The sequence below is a fragment of the Streptosporangium sp. NPDC000509 genome, from assembly GCF_042898365.1.
Classification (GTDB): Bacteria; Actinomycetota; Actinomycetes; order Streptosporangiales; family Streptosporangiaceae; genus Streptosporangium.
Map to the genome: position 1 here is coordinate 1 of NZ_JBIAYX010000021.1, position 26,958 is coordinate 26,958.

Sequence of the window (26,958 nt, forward strand, 5' to 3'; positions counted from 1 at the left end):
AGCGAACACTCCCCCGACCGCACCGACCGCACCGCCAGATCCAACGCCACCAACGACGACGAACACGCCGTATCCACCGTCAACGCCGGCCCCCGTAACCCCAGCACATACGCGATCCGACCCGACGCCACACTGATGCTGCCTCCGGTGAGGAGGTAGCCGTCGGACGCGCCGTCGCCCTCGTGGAGGCGGGGGGTGTAGTCCGACGCGGTCGCGCCGATGAACACGCCCGTGTCGCTCTCCTTCAACGACAGCGGATCGATGCCCGCCCGCTCCAACGCCTCCCACGCCACCTGCAACAACAGACGCTGCTGCGGATCGGTCGCCAACGCCTCCCTCGGACTCATCCCGAAAAACCCGGCGTCGAACTCACCGGCACCGCTCAGGAAACCGCCCTGCCGGGTATAGGAGGTGCCGGGACGCTCGGGGTCGGGGTGGTAGAGGGCCTCCAGGTCCCAGCCGCGATCGGCGGGAAACTCCCCGATCGCGTCCGTCCCCGACGCCACCAGCTCCCACAAATCCTCGGGCGAGGCCACCCCACCGGGAAACCGGCACCCCATCCCCACGATCACCACCGGGTCGTCGCGGTGACCGGTGATGGGGGCCGGCGCGTCCGGGGCCGTATCGGCGGTCAGGTGCCTGACCAGGGCGGCGGTGGTGGGATATCCGAACAGGGTGGCCGCGGGCAGGTCGACCTCGAGGGCGGCACCGACCCTGTCGCGCAGCTCGACCATGCCCAGCGAGTCCAGGCCCAGGTCCTTGAAGGTGGCCTCCTGGTCGACGCGGGCCGGATCCGAGAAGCCCAGCACCGCCGCCACCTCACCGAGGACGCGGCGCCCCACGTCGGCCTTCCCGGTGGAGAGGGCGGGGGCGGCGGAGACGGGTCCCCTGCCGGAAACCGGGACCTCGGCGACAGCCGGTTCCCCGCCGGGAACGGCGTCCAGCCAGTGGTGCTCGCGCTGGAACGGATAGGTGGGCAGGGCGAGGCGAGGGCCGCCGGGTGGGAAGACCGCGTCCCAGTCCATCGGTACACCGGCGGTGAACAGCCCGCCGACGGCGACCTCCACCTCGTCGTGCCTGCCGAGGACCGGCACGAATGCCGCTTTCCTGCCCTCCGCCTCCCGGCCGAGCCCGCTCAGGGTCGCCCCGGGTCCCGCCTCCACGAAGATCCCGGCACCCAGCTCGCGGAGCCGGGTGAGCCCGTCGGCGAACCGCACCGGTCGGCGGGCGTGCTCCACCCAGTACTCCGGATCGGTGCTCTCGACGAGCTCACCGGTCACGGTGGACACGAACGGGATGCGGGATCCGCCGAACGAGATCCCGGCGAGCACCTCCCGGAAGTCGTCGAGCACCGGGTCCATCAGCGGGGAGTGGAACGCGTGGCTCACCGGGAGCCTGCGCGTGCGGTACCCCCGAGCGGTACCGAGCGCGGCGACCTCCTCCAGCGTGCGCGTCCCGCCCGCGACGACCACGGACTCCGGGCCGTTGACGGCGGCGATCACCGCGGTTCCGCCGGCCAGGGCGAGCAGCTCCGCGGCGTCCGCCTCCCCCGCGCTCACGGCGAGCATGCCGCCGCCCGCGGGCAGCGACTCCATGAGCCGGCCCCTGGCGACGATCAGTTCCGCGGCGGAGGGCAGGTCGAGGATGCCCGAGACGTGTGCGGCGGCCACCTCTCCGATGGAGTGACCGGCCACGAAGGACGGCTCGACCCCCAGGGAGGCGAGCAGGCGGAAGGTCGCCACCTCGACCGCGAAGATCGCGGGCTGGGTGAAGGCGGTCCGGTCGAGCAGCCGGGCCTCGGCACTGCCGGGCTCTGCCCAGACGATGTCCTTGATCGGGCGTGACAGCCGATCGTCCAGAGCGGCGGCCACCTCGTCGAACGCCGACCGCCAGACGGGAAAGTCCCGGTGTGCCCGGCGTCCCATGCCGAGCCGCTGGCTGCCCTGCCCGGGGAACAGCACCGCGACCGGCGCGCTCCCTGCCCGTCCCGTCACGACCCCGGCCGCGGGACGGCCGTCGGCCAGCGCCTCCAGCCCGGCCGGCGCGTCACCGGTGACGGCGGCGCGCCACTCGAACGCGGTCCGTGTGGTGGCGAGGCTCCGCGGCAGCCCCGGAGGGATCTCACCGTGTTCGGCGACGAGGTCTCGCAGCCGCGCCGCCTGCTCCCTCAGCGCGGGCTCGGTCCTGGCACTGAGGACCAGCGGGGTCCGCGGCGCGCGGACGTCCGGCTCCCGAGAAGGTCCCGGCACCGTGGAATGTCCGTGCAGCGTGGAATGTCCGTGCGGCTCGGGCGCCTCGGCCACCACGATGTGGCAGTTGGTCCCGCCCATGCCGAACGAGCTGACACCGGCGACGAGCCTCTCGTCCTCTCGGGGCCAGACGCCGCCCTGGTCGCGTACCGTCAGGCGCCAGGCGTCCAGATCGATGTCCGGGTTCGGCTCGGAGTAGTTGAGGCTCGCGGGCAGCCGGCGCTCGCTGACGCTGAGAACGGTCTTCAGCAGGCCGGCGATCCCGGCCGCGCCCTCCAGGTGGCCGATGTTGGTCTTGACGGAGCCGACGTGCAGCACGGGGCCGCCGTCCCGGGCGAGGCCGAGGGCTCTGGCCTCCACCGGGTCCCCGACCCGCGTGCCGGTGCCGTGCAGCTCGACGTACTGCACATCAGACGGTGACACCCCGGCCGCCGCCCACGCCTTCCCGATCACCTCGGCCTGCGCCCGCGCGTTCGGCACGGTGAGCCCGTCGGTCGTGCCGTCGTTGTTGACGGCGCTCCCGAGCAGCACCGCGTAGACGCGGTCGCCGTCCTCGACCGCCGCGTCCAGCGGCTTGAGCAGCACCAGCCCGGCGCCCTCACCGCGAACGTAGCCGTTGGCCCGGCGGTCGAAGGTGTGGCAGCGCCCGTCAGGGGACAGCCCGCCGAAGCGCGCGACCGCGGCGGTGCCGGCGGGGTCCACGATGAGATTCACTCCACCGGCGAGCGCGAGCCGGCTCTCGCCGCGCCGCAGGCTCTCGACGGCCAGGTGCACGGCGACCAGCGACGACGACTGGGCGGTGTCCACCGCGATGCTCGGCCCCCGCAGGCCGAGGGCGTAGGACACCCGGTTGGCGATGATGCCCCGGGTCGTTCCCGTGAGCGTGTGACGCCCGATCGCCGAGGCGCGTGACAGCGCGGCGTACTCGTCGGCGATGGAGCCGACGAACACGCCGGTCGCGCTGTCGCGGAGCGTGGCGGGGACCAGCCCGGCGTCCTCCAGCACCTCCCAGGCCAGCTCCAGTACGAGCCGTTGCTGCGGGTCCATCGCGGCGGCCTCGCGCGGTGAGACCCCGAAGAACTCGGGATCGAACCCGGCGATGTCGTCGAGATAGCCGCCGTAGCGGAGGCCCGGATTGTCCTGGGCGAGCTCGGCCGGGACGGCGGAGAGGCCCCGATGAGCGGGGATCTCCCGAACGGCACCGCGCCCCTCGTCGAGCAACCGCCAGAAAGCGCGCGGGTCCGATGCCCCGGGGAGACGGCACGCTGCTCCGATCACCGCGATCGGCCGGGACACCCGCTGGTCGTTGCTGCTCAACTGCTGCCTCACTCTCGCTCGTGACGGCATGACGGCAGGGCCGTGCGAGGCCGTGGGTGTGGTGTCGTACCGGTGTCGTGGCGGTGTCGTGGGTTTGATGTCGTGGTGGGAGGTACGCGAGCTCAGTCCCGGCCGGTGAGCGCCAGCCACACCGTCTCCGCCACGTCCCGCGACCGCGGGGTCAGGTAGAAGTGGTCCCCGGGAAAGGCCCTGAGCCGGAACCTGCCGGAGGTGTTCTCGCGCCACCGCTCCACCTCGACGACGGCCGCGAGCGGGTCACGGTCCCCGGTCAGCGCCACGATCGGGCAGCCGACCCGCGCGCCCGGTGCCGGGACGTACGCCCGCAGGGCGCGGTAGTCGCTGCGCAGCGCGGGAAGGACGAGGTCGCGCAGGGTCTCGTCCTCCAGTACCCGCCGGGAGGTCCCGCCGAGGCGCACGACCTCCTCGATCAGGGAGCGGTCGTCTCGCAGGATCCGCGGGTCGACCCGGGTCAGGGCCGGGGCACGCCCGCCGGAGACGAAGAGCAGGTCGGGTACGGCACCGAAGCCCTTTTCGCCGAGCAGCGCGGCCTCGAAGGCCACCAGGGCGCCCATGCTGTGCCCGAAGAAGGCGAGGGGCGCGGCCGGCCGCTCCTCGGCGATCACCGCGGCGATCCTGCGGGCGAGTTCCCGCAGGTCCTCGACGGCCGGTTCGCCGCGCCGGTCCAGGCGGCCCGGGTACTGGACGGCGAGCACGCGCACCGCCGGTGAGAGCTCCTGGGCCAGCGGGGTGAAGAAGGCGGCCGACCCACCGGCGTGGGGGAACACCACCACGCAGGGGGCGTCGGCGTCGGCCGGGGCGAACTGCCGCAGCCAGTCGCTCCTCGCCGCCGTTCCCGTCGCGGTCATCGGCCCGTCCCCGCGCGGGCCGCCTCAAGGGCGGCGCCGAGCGCCGCCGTGACCCGGGGGTCGGCGTCGGGCCGCATCTCCTGTATCGCGAGCAGGCTCCACGCCCGGGTCTCCGCCAGGTGCGACGGGGCGCCGTGCACGTCGGAGTGCTCGATCAGCCTCAGGTCGCGCACGGAGCGTTTGAGCCGCTCGGTGTCGCCAGGCGGGATTATCTCGTCCCTGGTCGCGGTCACGGTGGCGAACGGGACCTCCAGGTCGCGCAGGCTCTCGTCGTCGAGCGCCCAGTCCCGGATACGCGCGAACACCGCCTGGGGCGGCACACCCACCAGATGCGCCAGGGTGTCCCTGGTGATCGTCGGCACCCGCGCCTGCCAGGCGGTGTCGGTGAAGAAGTCGTGGATCGGCGTTCCGTTGCCGACCAGGCCGCGGATCCGCCGATCGCGCAGCGCGGCGGTGAGCGCCAGATGACCGCCGAAGCTCAGCGCGAGCAGATATGTCTCGGACACCTTCGCCCGCCCGGCCAGGGCGTCCAGTATCGCGGTGAACAGCCGCCAGCCGTCCGGACCGTAGCGCAGGGGGTTCTCGCCGACGCCGGGGAGTTCGGCCACGACCCCGGCCATCCCGAAGGCCGCGATCTGCGGCAGCACCGGGGCCCACTGCTCCTTGGGGCTCACGATGCCGCCGGTCATCACCAGCAGCGGGCGCGGCTCCTCGGCGGACAGGCCCGTGGCCCACACCTTGACGGGCAGCCCATCGACCTCGACGGTGACCGCTTCGATCCCCGGCCACTCCCGCCGCCAGCGTTCGAACGCCTCGACGCAGCGCGCGAGCGCCCGCTTGCGGCCTGGGCCGTCGACGAACGGGAACCGTCCCAGGTTGTAGTACTGGCAGGCCGCCAGCGTCTCACCCGTAGCCTCCGCCTCCTCCCCCGCGCGGATCCACTCATACGGCCACGAGCCCGGCTCGTCACCGCTGTCGGAGGTGATCCGCTCCAGCGGGCTCGCGTAGTGGCCGGTGGGCAGGTTCTGGGAGATCGCGTGCGCCACCACGAACCGTTTGAGCTCGGCCAGGTCGTTCATTCGGCGTATCCCTCCAGCGCGTCCTTGATCTCGGTGAGTACGTCGGCGCCCTCCGCTCCGTCGATCACGCGGTGGTCGAACGCCATGGAGAGCCGCATGACCGGGGCGATCACGATCTCGCCGTCCCTGACGACCGGGCGGTCGGCGATCCGGCCGACCCCCAGGGTGATCGTGGTGCCGCCGACGGAGTGGAAGCCGTCGACCGCCCGGTGGCCGAGCGAGGTGACGCTGAACGTCCCGGTGACGGCGGGGCGCCGCTCCAGCAGTCCCGCGGCCTCCCGGAACCGGTCGAGCGCCACCTGCCAGGGAAGCAGCCGCAGGGCCCGGATACCGGCGAACTCCTCTGCGGTGTCGGGATCGGCCTCGATCGCCCGGTCCAGGTGCGCCTGGACGTCGGCGAGGCTCGCGTTCTCCAGGCGGGGGATCACCGTCGCCAGCACGACCCTGCGGCCGTCCAGCGTCTTGTCGAGGGTGACCTTGGCGGCGACGGTGTCGTACGTGGCGACGACCGGGTCCAGGCGGCCCTGGATCGCCGTGTTCGCCTCGGGGTGCTTGCGCAGCACGCCCGCGGCCGCGTGCACGACGTAGGAGACCACCGAGCGGCGCTCCCCCGCTCGCCGCGCCCGCTCGCGTCCCGCGACGATCGCCGTCGCGTCGATCTCGGTGTCGAGGAAGACCGGCGAGAAGTCACGGATCTGGTCGAGGAAGAACAGGGTGTGGCGGCGCTGGTCGGCGAAAGGCTGCTCGGTCAACGGTTCACCACCTCGTAGATCGATTCGAGGTTCGCCGCCTCCAGGAAGTCGGGGAGCGACAACGGCTTTCCCAGGTGCTTCTCCAGCAGGACGAGCATCGCCAGGAGCCGTACCGAATCCCAGCCGGGAAGATCGTCGAAGGCCCGCTCCAGGTTCTCCGCGTCGACGTCGAGCCCGATCTCGTCCTGGAGCAGGTCCACGAACTCCGCCCGCGAGATCCCGGCCGTCATCGGTCACGCTCCAGTGCGAGGCCCGCTCTGATCCACTTGCTCGACTCGATCGCCACGGCGACCGCGCGCGACGGTGTCGCCATCTCCGGCAGCAGGCGGTCGAGCTGGAAGAACAGCAGGGCGTTGCCGTTGTTGCCGGTCTCGCCGACGCAGGAGATCTCCTTGGCCGACGAGAAGTCCAGCCGCTTGGCGATCTTGTCGGTCATGGTGACGGACAGCTGGGGAGGCAGCAGATAGTCGACCTGGTCCCGCTCCCAGCCGAGGTCGTCCAGGAGTTCTTCTGCGACCTCCTCGGCCAGGACGGGCACGAGCTTCTCGATGGCCTTGTAGTCCTCACTCGCCGGCGCCTCGGCGGTGTCGCGGTCCGCCAGGCCGTACCACCGCAGGGTCTGGCCGGGGGCGCGGTCCAGGCCCGACAGCCTGGTGAGCACAGAGCGGACCACCGGCGCCCGGGGGTGGTCCTCGGTGCTGAGCACCGCGGCTCCGGCTCCGTCACCGAACAGCAGGTAGTTGACGACCTCGTCGGGCGGCAACGCGGCCAGGTCGGCCTTGAGGTCGTAGTGCTTGGCGATGACGTCCCCGCCGATCACCAGCGCGGTCCGGTACCGGCCGGTGCCCAGCAGCGCGGCCGCCACGTCGAAGGTCTGCACGGCCCCCGAGCAGCCCGACTGGAGCTGGAAGGTCGGCACGCCGTCGATACGCAGCCGGTCGGCGATCACGTTCACGGTGGTCGGCATCAGCGTGTCCGGGGTGGCGGTACCGAGCACCACCACGTCGATCTCCGCGGCGGAGATCCCCGCTCGGTCGAGGGCCTGAACCGCCGCGCGCTCGCCGAGATCGGCCAGGTCGTGGTGGCGCTCGCCCGATTTCAGGTCGATCGCGAGGTGCCGGGTCCGTGTGCCGATGAAGGTGTCGACCCACTGCCGCCAGAGGTCGTCCATTCCGAAGCGCTCGGCCAGTGCGGCGGTGTCGACGGGGGGCCCGGGAAGGGCCGTCCCCACGGACAGAACTCGTATCGGGCTTTCCCCCATGCTGCTCCTCCATCGAGCCGTGTCCGCGTCACGCGTGTCGTCGCCAGGCGGTCCGGTACTCCCGAGGTGGCGTCGCGGATCCCACGTCGGCCTTCCTCGTCGGAACGCTAATGACGCCTGCTAAAGCAGCACTAAGCGAGTGATGAACCGCCCCGCCGGACGGAGGCGCCGGACGATGGACGCCTTCGGCAAGTACCCGGTCGACGCCGAGCACCGTGCCCACGCTCTCGGCGACCTCGGCCCGGTCCCCGGTGAGCATGATCACTCGCTCGATGCCGGCGGTGCGCAGCCGCCGCAGGGTCCGTGCCGCGTCCGCCCGTACGGCGTCGCGGAGCAGGATCACGCCCGCCGTCTCGCCGTCCACGGTCACCCAGACCGTGATGGCCCCGTCCAGTGCGGCCCGCGCCCGCTGGGCCCGCTCCCACCCCGGGGAGTCCGCGGCAGGGGATGCCGTCGCCTTGCCGACCGCTGTCCGGCGGCCCTCCACCACCCCCTCGGTACCGATTCCCGGCCGCTCCAGAACCTCGGTCGGCCTCGAAAGCTCGGCCCGGCGGGACCGGGCGGCCTCGACGATCGCGGCGGCCAGGACGTGGGAGGACATCTGATCCACCGCCGCCGCCCAGCGCAGCACGTCGTCGGCGCGGACGCCGGGCGCGGCCACGACGTCGACGACCTGGGGGCGTCCCGCGGTGAGCATTCCGGTCTTGTCCACGATGAGGGTGCGGGCCTGTCTCAGCCTTTCCAGCGCCGCCCCGCCCTTCACCACCACGCCGTGCCGCGCCGTACGCGACAGTCCTGAGGCGATGGCCGCCGGTGCGGCGAGCAGCAGCGGGCAGGGGGTGGCCACGACCAGTACGGCCACAGCCCGTACCGGCTGGCCGGACAGCAGCCAGGCGGCTCCCGCCAGCAGGAGCGTGAGGGGCAGGAACCAGGCGCCGAACCGGTGGCCGTCCCGGCCCGGGGACGGAGGTCTGCTTCGGTCAGGGCTCCGGGACCGCGGACGGACGTCGGCGGCGGGAGCCGACGCGCGGCGTCCGGCTCATCCCGCGGGGACCTGGGACGGCAGCACCGGGACCAGGCGGAACATCCCCGTCATCAGCTCCGGCGGCTCCGGTTGCTCGGTGACGCGGCCGGCCACGGCTCGCAGCACGTCGGTGGCGGTCATCATCCCCACCAGCCGGTGATTTCTCCCCATGACCCCGATCGCGTCGACGCCGGCGTCGATCATCGCGGCGGCGGCGTCGGTCAGAGGCGTGTCGGGTGTGGCGTGCGGCCGGCGTCGGTCGGCCAGCAACGCGTGGACCGGCACGCGTGACTGTTCGATCGGGCCGCCGGACCAGTGGGCGGTGAGGTCCTCCCGGGTCAGGATCCCGCGCAGGCGGCCGTGCCCGTCGACGACCGGCAGGTGGTGGACCCCCGCTCGCTGCATGATCTCCCAGGCCATGAGCGGGGACTCCCCGAGGTCGACGGCGACCAGCGTCCGGCTCATCACCTGCGCCACCGTGAGGTTACCGGTGTCCATCACGCCTCCCCTCGGGCCTGGACGACGGCGACGGGGCAGCGGGCGTGGTGCAGGACTCCGTGACCGACCGAGCCCAGCAGGGCCGAACCGGCCCTGCCCAGTCCCCGGGAACCGACGACGACCAGGTCGGCGGTGGCCGAGGACTCGCAGATGACGCCGACCGGATGCCCGCAGACGAGTGTCTGTTCGACCTCGACCCGCGGGTACTTCTCCCGCCAGGCGGTGAGCGTGTCCGTGCAGAGGTTCTGCTGGGCGGCGAGGATGTCCTCGACCAGCGGGGTGTAGACGAGGGCGCCCGGTCCCACCACGGGCATCTGCCAGGTGTGGATCGCCCGCAGCCCGGCGCCGCGGCGGGCGGCCTCCTCGAAGGCGTACTCCAGCGCCACCGCCGAGTGGTCGGAGCCGTCGAAGCCCACGACGATGCGGCCGTAGGTCCGCTCGGGGACGGTCCTGACGACCACGACGGGGGCGGCGGCATGCCCGGCCAGGGCCAGCGAGACCGATCCGAGCAGCAGCCCGGTGAATCCGCCCAGCCCTCGGCTGCCCAGCACGACCTGCTCGGCGTCCTCGGCCTCCCGCCGCAGGACCTCGATCACCGGGCCCGTCCCCAGCAGGGTGTCCACCTCCAGGTGCGGGGCGCGCTCCCGGGCGAGTGCGGCCGCGCGTTCCAGCGTCCGGAGGCCGTACTCGGCGACGGAGTCACGAAAACCCGGAGGGGTCTGCAGCGGGATGTCGCCGGGCCACGCCTCGCACGCATAAACGATCTTCAAGGCGCATCCGCGCCGGACCGCGTCGTCGGCGGCCCATTCGACCGCGACGTCCGAGGGAGATGAGCCGTCCACGCCCACCACTGTGTGCGCTGCCATGTCGACCTCCTTGGGTTCTGCTTCCATTCGACCGGCCGGCGGCGTTTCGCGCAGCGGGCCAAAGGCCCGTCCGTCAGGGACTTCCGACCCGCCGCGCGAAACGCCGCCGGCCCGTCGCCCGCGGGTCCGATCATCGGACCGGCCGCTCTCGCGGCCCGCTTTCGCCGGACGAGGTCTCCTCGTGCCGGGCCACCGGGATCAGCATCACCGGGACGCGGGCGTCGGCCAGGGTTTCGCGTACGGTCCGTGCCCTTCCCTCGTCGAGGTGCTGTGACCATCCCAGTGCGATGAGATCCACGTGTTCGGCCGCCGCCACGCTCACCACCTGCTCTCCGGCGACTCCGCTGCGAAGCTCCAGGCGTACCCCGGGACACGCGCAGTGACGGGCCAGGAACTCCTGCTCCCACGCCTGTCTGGCGTGTGCGGCCTGATCCCAGAAGCGGGGAACGGTCACCTCGTCGAAGACGTGCAGGACCACCAGATCGACGCCGGTGCGGGTGAAAAGCCGCGCGGTCTCGATGACGGCCGCCGCGGCCTCGAAGGATCCGTCCAGCGGCAGGAGCACCCGGGAGATGACGTGGTGAGGTGTCAGCGGCGTCCCTCGCGCCACCGGTGTCGCCGGAGGCATCACAGGCACCGGTGAGGGAGGCAGCAGGACGACCGGCTTGGTGCAGCGGCGCACGACCCACCAGGACATGACCCCGGGCGGGGCGCCGTCGGCGAGGACGCCGAGAAGCGTGCTCGCCCGCTCCAGTTCGCGGAGCACCGTCGTCGCGGTCTCCCGTGCCCCGGAGCCGGGGACGAGGTGGATCTCTCGAATGCCCGTGCGGAGAATTTCCGCCACCGCCCGGGCGACGCCGGTCACGGCCGCGGCCTCATCCTCGTCGCCGCCGTCGTCGACCACGGCCAGCACGTCCGCCATGTTCACTTCGTCCACTCCTCTCCCTTTTCTCCGCGTCATCGGCCCAGCGGCAGGCGGGCGGAGCCGATCACCTCCCGCGGGTCGTCCGCGCCCAGCCGCACCCGCAGCGCCCCGTCGGTCCGCACGTCGACCGCCTCCGGGGTGATGTCCAGCCGCACCCGGCGGCCCAGGCACCGAAATCGCACGCCCAGGCTTCCCCACGACGCGGGAAGCCGGGGATCCAGGCACAGGATCCCTCCGCTTACGCTCGCTCCTGCGAAGCCGGTGAGCAGCGCCTGCCACACGCCCCCGAACGTGGCCATGTGCAGGCCGGTGGCCGTGGTCCCGGTGAGGTCGTCCAGATCCAGGACCAGCGCGGTGCGCAGCAGGCCGAGCGCCTCCTCCGGGCGGCCCGCCCTGGCCAGCAGGCAGGCGGTGATCGCCGGTGAGAGCGACGAGCCATGGGCGGTACGGGGACCGTAGAAGTCGAGGTTCGCCTCCAGCGAGCCCGCCTCGGCCTCCTCGGGCACCAGGTGGTGGAGCATGAGGACATCGGGCTGTTTGATGATCTGGGTGGCGGCGAGCCGTTCGTGGCCGAGCAGCAGGTCGGCGGCGACCGGCGGGACGGCGATTCCCTCCATCGTGAGCGGCTCCAGCCGGAAATATCCAGCGAACTGCTCATATCTTCCCGAGGTGGGATCGTAGCCGTCCACCAGGCGGTCGGCGAGCGCGCGCCACCGGCGGCCCTCCTCGCAGCCCGGGGCGACGAGATCGGCCGCCTGCCGCAGGTTCCACCGGGCCATCACGTTGGTGAACGCGTTGTCCGTCACCGCCTCGTGGTATTCGTCCGGCCCGATCACCTCCCCGATGTGGGCCCGCCCCTCCTCGTCCACCCGGCAGCGCGACGCCCAGTAGCGGGCGGTCTCGATCACGAGAGGGCGCGCGGGTCCGGTCAGGAAGGCGCCGTCGCCGCTCCAGCGCGCGTAGTGGGCGGCGGCCCAGGCGACGTCGGCGGTGATGTGCTCCTCCATCCGCCCGGTGAGGATGGCGAGGGGCTCGCAGCCCAGACACCCCCGGGCGGGGGTCACCTCCTCTCCGGTGGCGGCGGACTCCCAGGGAAAGCGCGCGCCGGAAAGGCCCAGGGCCGCGGCGCGGGCCCGCGCCGCGGCCAGGCGGCGGATCCGGTAGACGACCATCGCCCTGGCCGCGGCCGGATGAATGCTCACCAGGGCGGGCAGGACGAACACGTCGGCGTCCCAGAAGACATGACCGGCGTAGCCGCCACCGGAGAGCCCTCGCGCGCCGACGGCCAGTTCCTCACCGCGCCCGGCGACGCTCCACAGGTGGAACAGCGCGAACCGGACGGCGAGCTGCGCCTGGGGGTCATCGGGGATGCGGACGTCCACGGCCTCCCAGCGTGCGGCCCACGCCGCCCGCTGCTCGGCGAGCAGCCGGTCGAAGCCGAGCTCTCTGGCCGCCTCCAGCGCCGCAACGGCGTCGCGCGGCACCGGCCGGCGAGCGGGGTCGGCCGTGTAGGCGACGATCCGCTCCAGGGTGCGTACCTCGCCGTCGCGGCCCGTACGCTGCGTCGCCACGGCGGCCATGCCCGCGTGGTCGGCGGTGACGCGCGACCAGGTGTGGCCGTCGAGCCGGCCCTCGGTGACCTGGCCCTCCGAGGGCGATCGCAGGGCCGGCCCCGCCCGCAGCCGCCCGGCGCCCGCCTCGGCGCGCATCGCCACCACCCCCGGCCGGCTCACGCACGCGAACCGCAGCGTCCGTACCGGACAGGTGTGGCCGATCTCCTCCCGGACCAGTACGCCGGCGCGCAGGTCGAGCACGCGCAGGTCCTCCTCGGGAGGCGGGCGCAGGACGAGCCCGGTCCACTGAGGACCCGGCAGCAGGTGCTGCCCCGATCCGGTCCCGGTGTAGATCCCCTCGGCGAGCACCAGCGGAACCGATCCGGGAGCGGACTCCTCCACCGATCCGCGGGTGGCGAAACCTCCGGCGCCGAGGGTGAAGAGCGTCTCGGTCACCCGGTGCCGCGACGGATCGGTGCCCGTCTCGCGGATCGTCCACGCAGGATCGTCGTCCACCCGGGGAACCCGCCCGTCGCGAGCCCCGTGCGGCACCTCGGTGGCGCACCGGTCGAACACCACCGCCTCGAAGGTGCGATCACGCCGTCGGCGGTCCGGGTCGTTCATCGGCCCCCATATCGCCTCGCACCGGCGCCGGGAGCGGCGACGGCGGTCCCCACAGGTTCTCGCGGTCCCCGCCGTCGCGGCAGAGCCTTCCGCCCGGGCCAGAAAGGACTTTCGTCCCGGCAAGGCTCGCCGTCGGCGGGTGCCCGATCCTCTCCCCGGGTTTCCTGGGGGAGAGACCTCGGGTCTCAGGCCCCTGGCCAGGCGTCCCGCCGGTGACTCGGGCCGTCCGGCCACGCCGTGAAGGACTTTCGGCTCTGCTCACGAGCCCCAGGCACTCCATAGCGTGGAAATTTAGAAATCCATAGCGTGGAAATTTAGAAATATGCGGGGGTTTGTCATGAAAATGACTGTTCAGGATGTCATGAGCACCGGGGTCATCACGGTGCGGGAGAACACCGCGTTCCGCGAGGTCGCCGAGATCCTCATCGCCACCGACGTCGGCGGGGTACCGGTGGTGGACGAGGACGACCGCGTACTCGGCGTCGTCTCCGAGACCGACCTGCTGCGCAAGGAGGAGTTCAAACAGCGTTACCACTGCGAGCACTACCGGCCGCCGCTTCGCGCGTGGCTGCGTCACCGCATGAGCGGCGAGAGCGGCCTGCGGAGGAAGGCCGCGGGTGAGACCGCCGGCGAGCTGATGAGCCACCCCGCCGTCGTCATCACCGCCGACTCCCCCGTGCTGCTCGCCGCTCGCGTGATGGACCTGCACGGGGTGAGACGACTGCCGGTCGTACGCGCCGACGGCAGGCTGGCCGGTATCGTCAGCCGCCGGGACCTGATCAAGGTCTTCGTCCGCAGCGACGACGAGATCGGGCGCCGCATCCGCGAGAACCTCGTCGTCCACGAGCTGGGGATGGATCCCGCAGGCGTCGGGATCGAGGTCCGAGGCGGCCTCGTGCGGCTCTCGGGGCAGGTGGACGAGCACAGCCAGGCCGTCACCCTCGCGCAGAAGGCACGAAACCTCAACGGGGTCGTCAAGGTGACCAACGAGCTCACCTGGCGGCAGGACGACGTCGTACCTCTCTCGGTCATCTGGGGCGGGGCCTGAGCCGCCGCACCACCCGCCGATGACGTCGTAGTCGCCGACCAACGCAAGTGCGGCCTTGTGCGCGCCGTCGAGGCGTTGACGGCGGACCGTTCCGTGCGGGGCGGCGACCCGCGCCACCGCTTTACGCCGCCGGTTGGAGCCGCGTTCCTTGCGGGCGAGGTCCCCCTGGGCGCTCGCGCCGCCGGCGCGTTAGAGGCCAAGATCCCTCAGGCATCCGGGCCGGGGCACGCCGAGCGGCACGGCGCGCCTCGGCGAGGTGGCTGCGACGCCTCTCAGCTCACCGGTGGGCCGAAGTGGCGGGCGAACCACTCCTGCGCGAGAGCCGCGACGCTCTCAAGCGTTCCAGGCTCTTCGAACAGGTGACCGGCGCCGGGGACGATCCGGAGCAGGTTCTCGCAACGCAACCGTTCCTGTGCCGCCCTGTTGAGGTCGATCACCGCCTCGTCGTGACCTCCCACGATCAGCAGGGTCGCCGCCCGCACCGCGGGAAGTCGCGGATCGGCCAGATCGGGCCGCCCACCCCGGCAGACGACGGCGGCGACCTCGCAGCCCGGCTCCGCCGCCGCCCACAGCGCGGCCGCGGCTCCGGTGCTGGCCCCGAAATAACCGATCGGGACGCCCGCCACCTCAGGCCGATCCCCCAGCCGGCCGGTGACCCGGACAAGTCTTTCCGCCAGCAACCCGATGTCGAACACGTTGCCCCGGTCGAACTCCTCCTCGGGGGTGAGCAGGTCGAACAGCAGCGTCGCCAGACCCGCGCGGTTGAATGTCGAGGCCACGTACCGGTTGCGCGGGCTGTGGCGGCTACTGCCGCTGCCGTGCACGAACACGACCACCCCCGCGCGGTTCTCGGGAACGACGAGCCTGCCGGGCAGCCGGACCCGGCCGGCGTCCACCCAGACCTCCTCGGCGGGGCCGGGAGGGTCGCCTCCCCCCGCGTGCCTCTCACCCCTGCCGCCCCAGGCTTCGGCCCGCCGCAGCAACTCGACCACTTCGTCATCGGTACCCTGGCTGAAATCGAGGTACCAGGCACCGATCGCGTAGAAGGCGTGCGGTGTTCGCAGGCAGACCACCTCGTCGGCGACCTCACGCAGGCTCTCGATCGTTCCCGGCGCTCCGACCGGAACCGCCAGCACCACTCGGGAGGCCCCGCGCGCCCGAGCAACCTGGCAGGCGGCACGAGCCGTTCCGCCGGTGGCGACACCGTCGTCCACCACGATCACCGTACGGCCCGTCAGATCCGCCGGGGCGCGCTCACCGCGCAGGTGGCGACCGCGGCGCAGGAGCTCGGCGCGCTCCCGCTCCTCCACCGCGGCCATCTCCTCCTCGGTCAGATTCGCGCGCCACACGATGTCGCGATCGACGACGCGTACCCCTCCCTCCCCGAGGGCACCGAACCCGACCTCCGGCTGGAACGGCACCCCGAGCTTGCGGACGATGATCACATCCAGCGGAGCGCCGAGGGCCTTGGCCACCTCGAACGCCACCGGCACTCCCCCTCTGGGCAGTCCCACGACGACTGTGTCCCCGGCGTTCCCGGTGTTACCGGTGTTCCCGGCGTTCTTGACATCGACGAGCCCGCGCAGTCGCTCGGCCAGCCGCATTCCCGCCTCATGGCGATCGACGAACACCCCGTCCACCTCGCAATCCGCGAAACCACACCCCCGTTCACCAGCGTCGATGGAAGAATCATGCCGGCGACAGGGCTGAAGGCCCCGATTCACCTCCCTGTGTGCGGGAAACGTCCCCCTCTCAGACAGTGATCAGACGGTGACGTCGTCGGCGGTGTTCAGGTCCGGATGTGCCTGCCGCTCGTCGCGCAGCACGCCGCCGACGACGGCACCGTCGACCGTCTCCTTCTCGACCAGGATCGCGGCGAGCCGGTCCAGGGCGCCACGGTGCACCCTCAGCAGGTCGACCGCGCGTTTCTCGGCCTCGCGGATCAGGCGGGCGACCTCCTCGTCGATGACCTGCTGCGTCCGCTCCGAGTACGGCCTGCGCTGGAGCTCCTCACCGTCCTCGCCGAGGAACTGAGGGCCTGCGGGAGAGTAGCCGACCGGACCGAGCGCGGGTGACAGGCCGAAGTCGCGCACCATGCGGGTGGCGATCTGCGTGGCGGCCGCGAGATCGTTGGCGGCGCCGGTGGAGCCCTCACCGAAGACGACCAGTTCCGCGGCCCGGCCGCCCAGCCGCACGGTGAGCAGATCGGTGAGGTAGGTCTCGCTGTAGAGATGCCGTTCGGCCTCGGGCAGTTGCTCGGTGACGCCGAGTGTCAGGCCGGCGGGCAGGATGGTCACCTTCGCGACCGGGTCGGCCTGCTCGCACAGCGTGGCGAGCAGGGCGTGCCCGGACTCGTGCACGGCCACCGAGTGGCGTTCCTGGGGAAGCAGCGCGTTGGTCGTCTCCCGCCGTCCCAGCAGCACCCGCTCGCGTGCCGCGTCGAGGTCCCTGGCGTTGATGGTCGTGCGGCCGGCCCTGACCGCGTTGATCGCGGCCTCGTTGACGAGGTTGGCCAGGTCGGCGCCGGAGAATCCCGGAGTGGCACGGGCGATCACGCCGAGGTCGACGTCCGGGGCCAGATGCTTGCCGGCCGCGTGAACGGCCAGTATCGCCGCGCGTTCGACCTGGTTGGGCAGCGGGACGGTGACCTGCCGGTCGAAACGGCCGGGACGCAGCAGAGCGGGGTCAAGGGTCTCCGGCCGGTTCGTCGCGGCCAGGACGACGATCCCGCTGCTCTGGTCGAAGCCGTCCATCTCCGCCAGCAGCTGGTTGAGCGTCTGCTCGCGTTCGTCGTTGCCGGCGATCGCCCTGCCACGCCGGCCGCCGATGGCGTCGATCTCGTCGATGAAGACGATCGAGGGGGCGCGTTTACGCGCCTCGTCGAAGAGGTCGCGGACTCGTGAGGCGCCCACGCCGACGAACATCTCCACGAACGCCGAGCCGGTGACCGACAGGAACGGCACGGCCGCCTCTCCGGCCACCGCCCGGGCGATGAGCGTCTTGCCCGTTCCCGGAGGACCGACCATGATCACTCCCCGGGGTGGTTTCGCGCCCGCGGCCGCGTACCGATCAGGGGCGCGCAGGAATTCCACCATCTCGCTGATCTCCTGCTTGACGCCGTCGTAGCCGGCGATGTCGCCGAACCGGGTCGCCGGCCGCTGGGCCTCGATGATCTTCGCCTTCGACCGGCCGAAACCTCCCATCCCACCGGCCATGGACTGCTGCGCCTTTCTTCCCATCCAGCCGAACAGGGCGATGAGCAGCACCAGCGGCAGAAAGCCGACCAGGAGCGAGATCAGGGAGTTCTCCGCCCGCGTCGCGGTGATCTGGACGTGATTGGAGCGAAGCTGGTCCTCCAGCCGGGTGGCGTTGAGCGCGGTGGGGATCTGGCTGGTGAAGGTGGCGCCGTTGTTCAGCGTGCCCGACACCGTGCCCTGATCGTCGATCGTCACCGCCTTGACCTGTCCCGTGCTCACCTTGGCGACGAAATCGCTGTAGGGGTACGACGCGCTCGACGGCCCGGTGAACAGCAGGGGCACCAGCAGCCACAGCGCGACGATCAGCATGCCGATCGTCGGCAGCCAGCGCCGCCAGCCGGTGGGCGGCGGAGACGACGAAGGGGGCGTCGGTGGCGGCTCGTTCGGCGGCCCGGGCTTCGCCTTACCGGTCATGTGCCGACTGTGCCGGCCATGCGGCCGGATTCGCGTGATCACCACCTGGCCTCCCAGATATGCCCCTCACCTGCCAGTTTTCAGCCACCCGGCAGGGATCGTGCAGGGTCTAAAGACCCGAAATCAGGACATAAATCCTTTTTGGGTAGGCCGCGAGCAAGGCGAGCGGCAGACACATCCGTCCTGTCCACACCGTGTTTCCCCGCGCCCCCTCGCACCTCTGCCCCCCTCTGCGCCCTTTGGTGCTCTTTGATGGCCTTCGCTGCCTCCCTGTGCCGCCCTGACCGATCATCGGCGGCCGCGTCACAGGTCGCGACCAGGGGAAGGACCGGGAGATGGGGAGTCCGCCCACCCGCCCGAGACCACCTCAACGGCGGATCCGGCCGTTCAACCGGGGTTTCGGTCATCCGAGGGGTGGAGCTGAGCGTGGAAGGCATTGCCGATGGGACCGTGGGCGCAGATCAAGGAGACGCACATCGCCGTCGTGCTCCTGCTCGGAGATCGTGTTTTCAAGCTCAAGAAGCCGGTGGACCTCGGCTTCCTGGACTTCACCACCCGTGAGGCCCGGCGGGCCGCCTGCCTGCGGGAGGTGGAACTCAACCGGCGGCTCGCCCCGGACGTCTACGAGGGGGTCGCCGACGTACTGGGCCCGGACGGAGAGGTCTGCGATCATCTCGTCGTGATGCGGCGCATGCCGGAGGAACGCCGCCTCGCCGTCATGGTCCGTCTGGGCCAACCGGTCGAGGAGCCCCTGCGAAGCATCGCACGGATGATCGCGAGCATGCACGCCCGATCCCCCCACAGCCCGCGCATCGACCGGAGCGGGGAGAGACAGGCACTGCGGTCCCGCTGGAACGCGAGCTTCGACCAGATCCGCGCGCTTCCCGACGCGGTTCTCGACCCCGAGATCGTCACGGAGATCGAACGGCTCACGCTGCGTTTCCTCGACGGCCGCGACCCCCTGCTCACCGCCCGCGTCGAGGAGGGCCGCATCGTGGACGGCCACGGCGACCTGCTCGCGGAAGACATCTTCTGCCTGCACGACGGGCCGAGGATCCTGGACTGCCTGGAGTTCGACGAACGGCTCCGCTTTCTCGACGGCCTTGACGACGTGGCCTTCCTCGCCATGGACCTGGAGCGGCTCGGGGCACCTCGCCTGGCCGAGACCTTCCTGCACCACTACATCGAGTTCACCGCCGATCCCGCCCCGCCCTCGCTCTGGCACCACTACGTCGCCTACCGAGCCTTCGTCCGCGCCAAGGTCGCCTGCCTGCGGCAACGGCAGGAGGAGTCCGGCTCGGCGCGGGAGGCCCGGCAACTCGCCGAGCTCACACTTCGCCACCTGCGAGCGGGGGCGATCTCCCTGGTCCTCGTCGGCGGAGGTCCGGGAACCGGCAAGTCGACCCTGGCCGCCGCCCTCGCCGACCGCCTCGGACACACGCTGCTGAACAGCGACCGCGTTCGCAAGGAACTCGCCGGCATCGCGCCGGAACAACCGGCGGCGGCCCCCTTCGGCGAGGGCATCTACGATCGCCGGCGCACCGAGCGCACCTATGACGAGTTGCTGTTTCGAGCCGAGAAGCTGCTCCGGCACGGCGAGCCGGTCATCCTCGACGCCTCCTAGATCGACGCCGAGCACCGGACGGCCGCCGAGCACCTCGCCCGGCGCACCTTCAGCGACCTCGTGGCGCTACGCTGCACCGCCCCTCCACAGATCACCGCCGAGCGGCTCGCCCGGCGAACCGGCGGGGTGTCCGACGCCGATCAGGCGATCGCCGCGACCATGGCGGCGAGGACGGCGCCCTGGCCGGAGGCGACCGAGATCGACACCGGCACGACCGTGGAACAGGCACTTGAGCGGGCCTTGGCCGCGATCCACCCTCCCTCGGCCGTCGTCGCCCGGCGGTTCCGGCGCCCTCAGCTGGAACCCGGCTGAGGACGCCATCGGAGGCCGAAGAAAAGATCGACACGAAACCCGGATCCGTCACCGGACGTTAGGACGGTGACCTTGAGAGCGACCTTGGCAGCGATCCTAAGGGTGACTTTGACGGTGACTTTCGGCCGGGCGATGAGGCCGAAGGACCCCTGACAGGCGGCGGAGCACCGGGAAAGGCTTGCTTCATGTCGATCCTGGACGAATGTGACGCACTGCTTCGAACCGGGGAGATCGCCCACATCAGACCGCTGCGCGACACGGACCGCGCGGCCCTGCACGCCCTGGTGGACCACACCTCGGAGAAATCGGCCTACCTGCGGTTCTTCACCGGAGGTCGCGCCACGGCCCACCTGTACATGGACCGGCTGACCGACCCCGACTACCGCGGGCACGCCCAGGTCGCCCTCCTTTCCGGGCGGCTCGTCGCGGTCGCGGAGTACATCCCCGACGAGAGGCGGCACAGCGCCGACGTGGCCGTCCTCATCGACGACCACGTCCACGGCCGTGGCCTGGGCACCCTTCTGCTGGAACACCTCGCGCTCGACGCCGCGGCCCGCGGCGTGGGCGAGCTGGTGGCCGACGTGCTCACCGGAAACGGGACGATGCTGAAAGTCCTCTCCGACCTCGGCCTCACCACGACGCGCGAGTTCACCGGCGACGAGATACGCGTCCGGATCGACCTGCGCCCCACGGACACGCTCACGGCCGCGATCGAGCGGCGCGACCACGAGGCGGAGCGCGCCTCGCTGAGGCGAGTGCTGTCTCCCCGCTCGGTCGCCGTCGTGGGAGCGAGCCGCGAGCCGGACCGGGTGGGGCATCGGCTGCTGGGAAACCTGCTCGGCGGCGGATTTCCCGGCCCGGTCTACCCGGTGAATCCGAAGGCGACTCACATCCTCGGCCTCCCCGCCCATCCCGACCTGTCCTCGATCGACGAGACGGTCGACCTGGTCGTCGTGGCCACGCCCGCGAGCGCGGTCCTGGACGTCGCACGCCAGTGCGCCGGCCACGGCGTGGCCGGGCTCGTCGTGGTCGGCGCCGGCTTCGCGGAGACCGGCCCGCAGGGAGCGAAGCGCCAGGCCGAACTGCTGCGCATCTGCCGTACCGGAGGGATGCGGCTGATCGGCCCCAACTGCCTTGGAATCGTCAACACCGGCGCCGCCCTCAACGCCAGTTTCCTGCCCCATCCTCCGCTGCCGGGCGCCGTCGCGCTGATGTCACAGTCGGGAGCGGTGGCCGCCGGGCTCGTCGCCCGGGCCACCACACTCGACATCGGGATCTCCTCCTTCGTCTCGGTCGGCAACAAGGCCGACGTCAGCGGCAACGACCTGCTGGAGTACTGGGAGGACGACCCCCAGAGCAAGGTCATCGCCCTGTACCTGGAGTCCTTCGGCAACCCGCGGAAGTTCGGCAGGATCGCCCGCCGGGTGGGACGGCACAAGCCGATCGTCGTGATCAAGAGCGGCCGCAGCACCTCGGGAGATCGGGCCGTACACTCGCACACCGCCGCCGCCGTGACCCCGGACGTCGCCGTCGACGCCCTGCTGCGCGCCGCCGGAGTCATCCGCGTCGACGGCATGCAGGAGTTGCTGGACACCGCACGACTACTGGCCACCCAGCCGCTGCCCGCCGGAGGCCGGATGGCGATCGTCGGCAACTCCGGCGGGCCACAGGCGCTCGCCGCCGACGCCTGTGAACGCCACGGCCTTCTCGTCCCGGAACTGTCGCCCGGCACCCAGCGACGGATGCGCTCCGGGCCGCGCCCGGCCGCCGCCGTCGCCAACCCGGTCGACCTGACGGCCGACGGGCAGGCCGAGGAGCTGGAATTCGCCGCTTTGACCGCGCTGGAAGACCCGGAGATCGACACCGTACTGATCGTCTACACCCCGCCGTTCGGTTCGGGTACCGAACGCACCTGTGAGGCGATCGCACGGGTAGCGAGCTCGGCGAACAAGACCGTCGTCGCCTGCGTGGTCGGCCGTGACGGGACGACCGGCCCGGTGCCCGTCTACGCCTTTCCCGAGCAGGCCGTGCAGGCGGTGAGCCGGGCCGCGGCCTACGCGCGGTGGCGCTCACGTCCGGTCCCGCCCTTCGTCCCCCCTGCGGGGACGGACATCCAGGCGGCACGGGAACTCGTCGCGGAAGACCTGTCGCGCCATCCTCAGGGCCGCTGGCTCGACCCGGTGACGGCCGCCCGGCTTCTCGGCTGCTACGGGGTCGCCGTGGCGAAGTTCATCAAGGTGGACTCTCCGCAAGAGGCCGCCCTCGCCGCCGCCCACCTCGGATTCCCCGTCGCGCTGAAGGCGACGGGACCGGTGCACAAGAGCGACGTCGGCGGCGTCCGTCTCGGGCTGCGCACCTCGGCGGAGGTTCGCGGCGCCTACCGGGCGATGAAGGACACGGTCGGCCGGGAGATGACCGGCGCGATCGTCCAGCCGATGGCACCCGACGGCGTGGAGATCATCGTCGGCGCGGTCCGCCACCCCTCCTTCGGTCCTCTGGTCATGGTCGGCATGGGAGGCGTGAGCGCCGAACTGCTCACCGACCGCGCCTTCCGCAGTCCTCCGCTGAGCGGCCAGGACGCCGCGGAAATGATCCGGGAGCTGCACTGCGCCCCCCTTCTGTTCGGCTACCGGGGGCGTCCGGTGGCCGACACCGCCACCTTGGAAGATCACATCGTCAGGGTGGCGAAACTCGCAGAAGATCTTCCCCAGATCGCCGAGCTGGACCTGAACCCGATCGTCGTCGGTCCCGCCGACGCCGTCGTGGTGGACGTGCGGATCCGGCTGGCCCCGGCCTCGCCCGTCCCCTCCCCCCTGCGCCGCCGGCTCCGCTGACGAGCAGGCGTCCCGCAACCGGCACACGACCGGCATACGGCCCGGCGTGCGACCGGCGTGCGACCGACAAGCGACCGACAAGGTCACCTGGCCGCGGCGCACAGGACTTTCGACCCTTTTATCGCCCCCTCCCCGCGCCATAGCGTTCCCAGTGAAGAGATTCCCCGAAGGCCGGCCACCAGAGCCCGGCGTCGCATGCGACGCGGCCGCCGTACGCGGGGAGATTCGAAAAACACCGCGACGGCATGAAACGCCCGCCTCCGCGGACGACACCCACCTTGAAAGGGGAAAACCCCATGGCTGAACGCCTCGCCGCTCCCGGTGACCTCGGCCGCCGGATCACCCGACGACGTGAAAGCCTCGGCCTCGACCGGGAAGAACTGGCGAAGCGCGCGGGAATCAACCCCTCCTACCTCGCCTACGTGGAGCAGAGGGCGGCCGCACCCGCCATCGAGACCATCGAGCGCCTGGCCTCCGCCCTGGACACCAGCACCGCCGAACTCCTCGGGGGGACCGTCGACCAGCCCCCCGGGCAGGGACGAGCCGCACTTCACCCTGAGCTGAAGCGCCTGGACGCGAAGGAGTGCCTGCGGCTCATCTCCCCCGGCGGGGTCGGCCGGCTGGCTTTCGACGACCTCGGCGGCCCGATGATCCTGCCGGTCAACTACGTTCTGCACGAAGGCTGCGTGATCTTCCGTACCGCCTTCGGCGGCCCCCTCGACGAGAGCCTGAGGACCGGCGTGAAGGGGGTCGAGTTCAAAGTCGCCTTCGAGGTCGATCGGATCGACGACGCCAACCGCGAGGGCTGGAGCGTCCTCATCCGAGGCGGCGTCCGTCATGTCTCCACCGCCGAGGAGCAGGCGGCCGTGATGACCCTGGGCGTCCACCCCTGGGCCGGTGGCGACCGCGAACTCTACGTCAAGATCACTCCTTCCGAGATCACCGGCCGCCGCATCCTGCACGGCCCGTGATCCACACCGGTGCGGCCGCCCGGGCGACCGTCCACCTCCGGCACGTCGCCTTCGGGGAAGGGCGCCGGCCTGCGGGACCGTCAGGGCCGACCGGCCCCGACGGCGGGATCGGGCAGCCGCCGTACCCGGCGGGAAGGGACACCGCTTCATGACGCCTCCCGCAGTGGTGGACCTCGAAGAGATCTCCGCGATGATCTTCGATACCGACGGGGTCATCACCGACACGGCCACCGTGCACGCCGCCGCGTGGAAACAGGTCTTCGACGCCTTCCTGTGCGAGCACGCCAGACGGTCCGGCGAGCCGTTCCGGCCGTTCGACGCCGACGAGGACTATCTGTCTCACGTCGACGGCAAATCCCGACTGGACGGGGTGAACGACTTCCTACGATCCCGAAACATCACCATCGATCCGAACACGGCGGCGAATCTCGCCGCCTCAAAGGACGCCTTCTTCCTGGCCGAACTCGACACCCACGGCGTGGCCCCCTTCCGCTCGACCCTTGCACTCGTTCGCGAACTGCGACGCAGAAAAGTACTCACCGCAGCCGTCTCCGCGAGCCGCAACTGCGCACGGGTGCTCGACGCCACGCACGCCACCGGCCTGTTCGACGTCCTGGTCGACGGTGTGACCGCCGCACGGCTTGGACTCGCGAGCAAACCCGATCCCGCACTGTTCCTGTACGCGGCCCGGCGACTGGGGGTGGCCCCGAGCCGGGCAGCCGTCGTGGAGGACTCCCTGGCCGGTGTGCGAGCGGGCAGGCGAGGCCACTTCAAACTCGTCATCGGCGTCGATCGGCATGCCCGGGGACAGGCCCTGCTGGCCGCCGGAGCCGACCTGGCCGTCACCGACCTGGCCGAACTACGACTGAAACCACCCCCTGATCGCTCAGGCGCCCCGCACCCCCTTAGAGCCGACAGTCCCGGCTCATAAGAGCCCTTGGACCCTGGAAAACGCCGCGAGCCCGAACGATGCTGCCCGTATGGACGAATCACGGCCGACGAGCGCAAAAGCTCCGATGACCAGGCCGGCCCGTGTCACCACCTGTTCGGAGGCGAGATGCACCACCTCACCGTCAAGGACGTGATGGCCCGGAAGGTGATCTCGGTCGGTGAGAACACCTGTTTCAAGGACATCGCGGAAACGCTTCTCACCCACACGGTGAGCGCCCTGCCGGTGGTGGACGGCGACGGCCACGTGGTGGGGATCGTCTCCGAGGCCGACCTGCTCCGCAGACAGGAATCCAAGAACACGCTCTCCGGCGAGCACCTTCCACCACCCACTCCGCACGAACGGCAGCCCTACGCGCACCGAACCGGAGGCGAGATCGCCAGGGAGCTGATGCACACCCCCGCGATCACGATCTCGAAGGACGCCCCGGTGACGGACGCCGGCCACCTCATGAGGGAGAACAACGTCAAACGGCTCCCGGTGGTCGACGGACAAGGCCGCCTGGTGGGCATCGTCAGCCGATGCGACCTACTGAAGGCATACATCCGCTCCGACCACGACATCGAACGCGAGGTCCGCCTGGACGTCCTGACCCGCTCGTTGTGGATGAACACCTCCCTCGTCCAGGTCACCGTCAAGGACGGCGTGGTGACACTGAGCGGACGAATGACCTTGCGCGGGGACACCAGGATCGCCCTGGAGATGACCCGCCAGATCAACGGAGTCATCGACGTGATCAACGAACTCACCTGGGACCGGGACAACACCCGCACCGGGGAACGGCTGTGAACTTCGCGGTCACGACCCGCCCTCACCTAATGGAACGCTCCACACCAACCGGGTGCCACCCTCCGGCGAGCAGCCGACGACGAAGGACCCACCCAGCCGCTCGGCCCGCTCCCGCAGATCACGCAGCCCATCGTTCCCGCCGTCCGCGGCCACGGCGGCCCCGTTGTCGACCACGGTCAGGACGAGCCGCTCCTGACCGGCCTCCACCGATACCTCCACCTTCGAGGCCTCGGCGTGACGCACCACATCGGACAACGCCTCACGCAACGCGGCCAGCAGGTCCTCGGCCACCGGCTCCGGCACCGCACCGTCCAGCCTCCCCCCCATCTCCAGGCCCGGCATGAAACCCAGTTGACCGCGCACCCCCTCCACCAGGGCCACGATCCCCGCACGCAAACCGGAATCGCCCTCCTGAGGGAAGGCACGCAAGGCGAAAATGGTGGAACGGATCTGCCGAATCGTGCCGTCGAGCTCGTCGATGGAGCCGCGCAGCCGCGACGAGACCTCCGGCCGCTCGATCAACGGCACCGTGCTCATCAAGGTCAGTGCCACGGCGAACAACCGCTGGATCACCACATCGTGCAGGTCCTTGGCGATCCGGTCGCGATCCTCCAGCAGACTCAGCCGCTCGGCGTCCATCCGGCTCTCGGCCAGCTTCAGGGCGATCGCGGCCTGCCCCGCGAAAGAGTGCAGGGTGCGCAGCTCATCCCTGCTGAACGGGAGACGCCCCGAACGCTTACCCAGCGACAACACCCCCCGCACACCTCCCGACGCTCCGATCGGCACCGCGGCCACCGGGCCGAGCGAGATGTAGTCGGCGATCACGACCTGGATCTTCACCTCATCCGGATCAGCCGCCATGAGCGGCTCACCGGTGACGAAAGCGCGACCGGCCAGAGAATCGGCGACCAACGCCTCGGCATGAGCCACCTGATCACAGGCCTCCCCCTCGGCGATCAACGTACGCAGAACCCGACCACCCTCGTCAGGCAGCAGAACGGCCACGACATCGGCCCCCGCCATCTCCCGCGCCCGCCGCGCGATCAGCCCGAGCACCTCGCGCGGCTCCGCCCCCGACAGCAGACTGGTGGTCACCTCCGCCGACGCCTGCAACCACATCTCCCTGCGCCGCGTCTCCTCATACAGACGAGCGTTCTCGATCGCCACCCCCGCGGCGGTGGCCAACGCCGTCACGATCGCCTCGTCCTCCTCGTCGAACTCCCCCCCACCACGCTTCTCGGTCAGATAGAGATTGCCGAACACCTCCTCACGCACCCGCACCGGCACCCCCAGAAACGACCCCATCGGCGGATGACCGGACGGAAACCCACAGGAGGCGGGATGGTCGGAGATGTGGGCCAGCCGCAGAACCTGCGGCTCCTTGATCAGCAACCCGAGCAGGCCCAGCCCGTGCGGCCAGTGCTCGATCCGCGCGATCTCCTCCTCACTCAGCCCCACCGGGACGAACTGAACGAGCGTGCTGTGCTCACCGGCCACCCCCAGCGCGCCGTAGGTGGCGTCCACCAGCGCGGTAGCGGCCTCCACGATCCTGCGCAGCACCGTCTCCAGATCCAGGTCGCCACCCACCGCGACCACGGCCTCGAGCAGCGCGTGCACCCGGTCACGGGTCGCCAGCACCGCCTCCAGACGCACCCGCAACTCCGCCAAGAGCTCGTCCAGGCGCATGTGCGTGATCAACGCACCCGGCTCGATCTTCGCCATACC

Annotated in this window: 20 protein-coding genes and 1 pseudogene; 7 read left to right on the plus strand and 14 right to left on the minus strand. The window is 71.2% G+C overall.

The window, feature by feature from the left end:
* The 11 genes and pseudogenes from ACFY3D_RS32025 to ACFY3D_RS32075 form a co-directional block, all read right to left on the minus strand.
* The coding region (locus ACFY3D_RS32025) for a type I polyketide synthase (protein WP_389986385.1) at positions 1–3,566 on the minus strand (3,566 nt) is incomplete at its 3' end.
* Between the two features lie 122 nt (positions 3,567–3,688).
* On the minus strand, positions 3,689–4,453 hold the full coding sequence (locus tag ACFY3D_RS32030) for a thioesterase II family protein (RefSeq protein WP_389986389.1): 765 nt from the start codon (positions 4,451–4,453) through the stop codon (positions 3,689–3,691).
* Positions 4,450–5,532 (minus strand): alpha/beta fold hydrolase, encoded by a 1,083-nt coding sequence (locus ACFY3D_RS32035; protein ID WP_389986392.1) that lies wholly within the window; start codon positions 5,530–5,532, stop codon positions 4,450–4,452. The genes ACFY3D_RS32030 and ACFY3D_RS32035 overlap by 4 nt, the downstream gene beginning before the upstream one ends.
* Positions 5,529–6,284: a 2-oxo acid dehydrogenase subunit E2 gene (locus ACFY3D_RS32040; protein WP_350946119.1), complete on the minus strand. Its 756-nt coding sequence runs from the start codon at positions 6,282–6,284 to the stop codon at positions 5,529–5,531. The genes ACFY3D_RS32035 and ACFY3D_RS32040 overlap by 4 nt, the downstream gene beginning before the upstream one ends.
* Entirely contained in the window at positions 6,281–6,514 is a 234-nt protein-coding gene (locus ACFY3D_RS32045) for an acyl carrier protein (RefSeq protein ID WP_389986395.1), read from the minus strand. The genes ACFY3D_RS32040 and ACFY3D_RS32045 overlap by 4 nt, the downstream gene beginning before the upstream one ends.
* Positions 6,511–7,545 (minus strand): 3-oxoacyl-ACP synthase III family protein, encoded by a 1,035-nt coding sequence (locus tag ACFY3D_RS32050; protein ID WP_389986398.1) that lies wholly within the window; start codon positions 7,543–7,545, stop codon positions 6,511–6,513. Before ACFY3D_RS32050 ends, ACFY3D_RS32045 begins: the two co-directional genes overlap by 4 nt.
* 28 nt (positions 7,546–7,573) lie before the next feature.
* Positions 7,574–8,482: pseudogene (locus ACFY3D_RS32055) on the minus strand (HAD-IC family P-type ATPase); the annotation flags it as partial.
* 102 nt (positions 8,483–8,584) lie between these two features.
* Complete coding sequence (locus tag ACFY3D_RS32060) at positions 8,585–9,067, minus strand: HPP family protein (RefSeq protein ID WP_389986401.1); 483 nt, start codon at positions 9,065–9,067, stop codon at positions 8,585–8,587.
* Positions 9,067–9,933: a universal stress protein gene (locus ACFY3D_RS32065; RefSeq protein WP_389986404.1), complete on the minus strand. Its 867-nt coding sequence runs from the start codon at positions 9,931–9,933 to the stop codon at positions 9,067–9,069. Before ACFY3D_RS32065 ends, ACFY3D_RS32060 begins: the two co-directional genes overlap by 1 nt.
* 130 nt (positions 9,934–10,063) lie before the next feature.
* The gene (locus tag ACFY3D_RS32070; protein ID WP_389986407.1) at positions 10,064–10,870 is read right to left on the minus strand and encodes a universal stress protein; all 807 of its coding nucleotides are present in this window, start codon (positions 10,868–10,870) and stop codon (positions 10,064–10,066) included.
* Positions 10,871–10,890: 20 nt separating this feature from the next.
* On the minus strand, positions 10,891–13,035 hold the full coding sequence (locus ACFY3D_RS32075) for a glycosyl hydrolase family 65 protein (protein WP_389986410.1): 2,145 nt from the start codon (positions 13,033–13,035) through the stop codon (positions 10,891–10,893).
* A gap of 361 nt (positions 13,036–13,396) precedes the next feature.
* On the opposite strand from ACFY3D_RS32075, the gene ACFY3D_RS32080 reads away from it, so the two are divergent.
* A complete protein-coding gene (locus tag ACFY3D_RS32080) occupies positions 13,397–14,083 on the plus strand; it encodes a CBS domain-containing protein (protein WP_389986413.1) in 687 nt (228 codons plus the stop codon).
* 272 nt (positions 14,084–14,355) lie between these two features.
* On the opposite strand, the gene ACFY3D_RS32085 is transcribed toward ACFY3D_RS32080, so the two are convergent.
* Positions 14,356–15,714 (minus strand): phosphoribosyltransferase family protein, encoded by a 1,359-nt coding sequence (locus tag ACFY3D_RS32085; RefSeq protein WP_389986415.1) that lies wholly within the window; start codon positions 15,712–15,714, stop codon positions 14,356–14,358.
* Between the two features lie 132 nt (positions 15,715–15,846).
* Entirely contained in the window at positions 15,847–17,754 is a 1,908-nt protein-coding gene (gene ftsH, locus ACFY3D_RS32090) for an ATP-dependent zinc metalloprotease FtsH (protein WP_389986417.1), read from the minus strand.
* 442 nt (positions 17,755–18,196) lie between these two features.
* Here ftsH and ACFY3D_RS32095 point away from each other — a divergent pair, with 442 nt between their 5' ends.
* The 6 genes from ACFY3D_RS32095 to ACFY3D_RS32120 all read left to right on the plus strand — a co-directional run bounded on the left by ACFY3D_RS32095 (position 18,197) and on the right by ACFY3D_RS32120 (position 25,233).
* Positions 18,197–19,378: an AAA family ATPase gene (locus tag ACFY3D_RS32095; protein ID WP_389986420.1), complete on the plus strand. Its 1,182-nt coding sequence runs from the start codon at positions 18,197–18,199 to the stop codon at positions 19,376–19,378.
* A 60-nt stretch (positions 19,379–19,438) separates the two neighbouring features.
* On the plus strand, positions 19,439–19,690 hold the full coding sequence (locus ACFY3D_RS32100) for a hypothetical protein (RefSeq protein WP_389986423.1): 252 nt from the start codon (positions 19,439–19,441) through the stop codon (positions 19,688–19,690).
* Positions 19,691–19,875: 185 nt separating this feature from the next.
* Positions 19,876–22,524, plus strand: coding sequence for a GNAT family N-acetyltransferase (locus ACFY3D_RS32105; RefSeq protein WP_389986426.1), 2,649 nt, complete (start codon positions 19,876–19,878; stop codon positions 22,522–22,524).
* A gap of 296 nt (positions 22,525–22,820) precedes the next feature.
* Positions 22,821–23,495, plus strand: coding sequence for a pyridoxamine 5'-phosphate oxidase family protein (locus tag ACFY3D_RS32110; protein ID WP_389986429.1), 675 nt, complete (start codon positions 22,821–22,823; stop codon positions 23,493–23,495).
* A gap of 148 nt (positions 23,496–23,643) precedes the next feature.
* Positions 23,644–24,426 carry an HAD family hydrolase gene (locus tag ACFY3D_RS32115; RefSeq protein WP_389986432.1) on the plus strand — a complete coding sequence of 261 codons (783 nt, stop codon included), beginning with the start codon at positions 23,644–23,646 and terminating at the stop codon, positions 24,424–24,426.
* Between the two features lie 126 nt (positions 24,427–24,552).
* A complete protein-coding gene (locus tag ACFY3D_RS32120) occupies positions 24,553–25,233 on the plus strand; it encodes a CBS domain-containing protein (RefSeq protein WP_389986436.1) in 681 nt (226 codons plus the stop codon).
* A 9-nt stretch (positions 25,234–25,242) separates the two neighbouring features.
* Here ACFY3D_RS32120 and ACFY3D_RS32125 read toward each other — a convergent pair whose 3' ends face one another.
* Positions 25,243–26,955 (minus strand): GAF domain-containing protein, encoded by a 1,713-nt coding sequence (locus ACFY3D_RS32125; protein ID WP_389986439.1) that lies wholly within the window; start codon positions 26,953–26,955, stop codon positions 25,243–25,245.
* Positions 26,956–26,958: the final 3 nt, after the last annotated feature.